This window comes from Pseudoalteromonas sp. S3260, assembly GCF_005886925.1.
In the GTDB taxonomy this organism is placed as follows: Bacteria; Pseudomonadota; Gammaproteobacteria; order Enterobacterales; family Alteromonadaceae; genus Pseudoalteromonas; species Pseudoalteromonas tetraodonis.
This window is the reverse complement of sequence record NZ_PNCV01000141.1, coordinates 1-1,608: the sequence shown is the minus strand read 5'-3', so window position 1 is coordinate 1,608 and position 1,608 is coordinate 1. Positions and strand designations below refer to the sequence as shown.

Here is a 1,608-nt window from a genome sequence, read left to right as displayed (position 1 = left end):
GCACCTGTCTCTTGATCACATCTCCTGTTGTTGCGCTTGCATGAATCGAGCGCCTTCTAGCAGTTGGCTCAGTGAAAACCAACCTTTCCATAAAGCTTCCCAACCAACAACACCTGTTTGCTTGCTGTTGTGCCACCCGCCTAATTTGGCAAGTGCATAATAAGCCCAATGTAATGAAGGTGTTGTGTTAGGTGCTTTTTTAGTTTCAGTCTTTGACCACAACAGTTTCCATTCAAGAAGATTGAAAAAATTGTCGCAACTAATTGATTTTGCATTATCTTTATCGACAACAAGCTCGCGTAACTGGAGAAGTCTCACCGCAATAAATGCTGTTATTACAATGATCTTTTCTAGATTATTTCGCGTTTGCATGCGAAACGACTCAACTTGAGTGCCCGCTGACTTCCACGCTTTATGGAACTCTTCAACTCGCTATCTTAGTTCATAAAATCTAACTATCTTTAGTGCATCAGAAGCACTATTTATCGGTTCGCCTGTATACAATTTCCACGACAAAGGACTTGTTCCACTTGGTGGATCAATCTCGTTGCAACTTATTACTGTTAAATTCATACCACCAAGTTTCTTGTGTTTTTTAGGCGGATAAATAGTAATGCAAGCATAACGTACAGCTACTTTCGCAATACGTGCTTTTCGGCCTCCTTTTGCTGTATCTTAACCGAATATGAAGCTTCGCTGATTTTCAATGTAAGGACTTAGTTTATCGCCGTCTGCATTCACGACCCGCTCATGCTTGGCCTTCACTACAAACCGTTGATTATTTACTGTTTTATAATCAATATACTCAAACATATCAGATTCTCGATCACAAACGCTTATGATATTGTCCATGACATCTGCAAATCGGGTACTCATTTCTTCCGACGAGCGTTGCCATTTATAACTTTCTTTCGTTTCGTACTTGCGGCGTTTTCTGTCGTTAGCGGTACCAAAGTTTTCATCTTTTCTGCACCAACGATGTTGTGCACCCAAGCCAATAGTACGCTCTGTTTCTGCATCGACCATAAGGACGGTGTGCGCCAACATCCCTTTAGAAGAGCTTTGTTTATATGCGCCAGTATGTCCGAGCTCTTTAGTCACATTGTGTCGGTAACACAATGTTGATGTATCTTCTAGCGCAAGGATTGTGTTTGACAGCGTTATTGCAGGTAACAGCGAAATCAAACCGGCGGTAGCGATGTTATCTGCGTCAACTTTATCATTGCGGAGAAAGCGATATGCGCCTTCAATAGAGGCCTGTGAGCCAGATGCTTTCACAATAGAGCTTCCTGTGTTGCTCGCCATTTGATGACTTATTTTTAGCAGGCGTTTAGTGCGTCGTTCATCACCTAATTCAGCATGTTTAAACAAATGATTAGCCCATTGTTCAGTATCTTTTATCAGCATAATAATTAAACTCGATCGGTTTTTTCGTTATAACTGATCTGATCGACTGATATAAATAAAGTTCAATTGAAGCCTAATTTATTTGTGTATAAGAGTCAGCAGTCAGCACACAGTGACTTAATTACTTAGATCAATTGACGATCATCAAGGTTTAAGTTATTAACCCTATTCATTGTGCATAAAAGCCGTAAAATAAACGTC

At 40.4% G+C, this 1,608-nt stretch carries 2 protein-coding genes; both read right to left on the bottom strand.

Features of this window, described 5'->3' with window-relative positions; all coding sequences use genetic code 11:
• Positions 1-15 precede the first annotated feature (15 nt).
• Positions 16-372, bottom strand: a complete 357-nt coding sequence (locus CWC14_RS16910; RefSeq protein WP_138564051.1) for a hypothetical protein — start codon at positions 370-372, stop codon at positions 16-18.
• Between the two features lie 303 nt (positions 373-675).
• Positions 676-1,407, bottom strand: a complete 732-nt coding sequence (locus tag CWC14_RS16905; RefSeq protein WP_138564049.1) for an IS4 family transposase — start codon at positions 1,405-1,407, stop codon at positions 676-678.
• Between the last annotated feature and the right edge of the window lie 201 nt (positions 1,408-1,608).

What these genes read in the sequence shown, in the direction of transcription:
- CWC14_RS16910 (WP_138564051.1), bottom strand. Translation starts at nt 372, where the DNA reads ATGCAAACGCGAAATAATCTAGAAAAGATCATTGTAATAACAGCATTT.
- CWC14_RS16905 (WP_138564049.1), bottom strand. Translation starts at nt 1,407, where the DNA reads ATGCTGATAAAAGATACTGAACAATGGGCTAATCATTTGTTTAAACAT.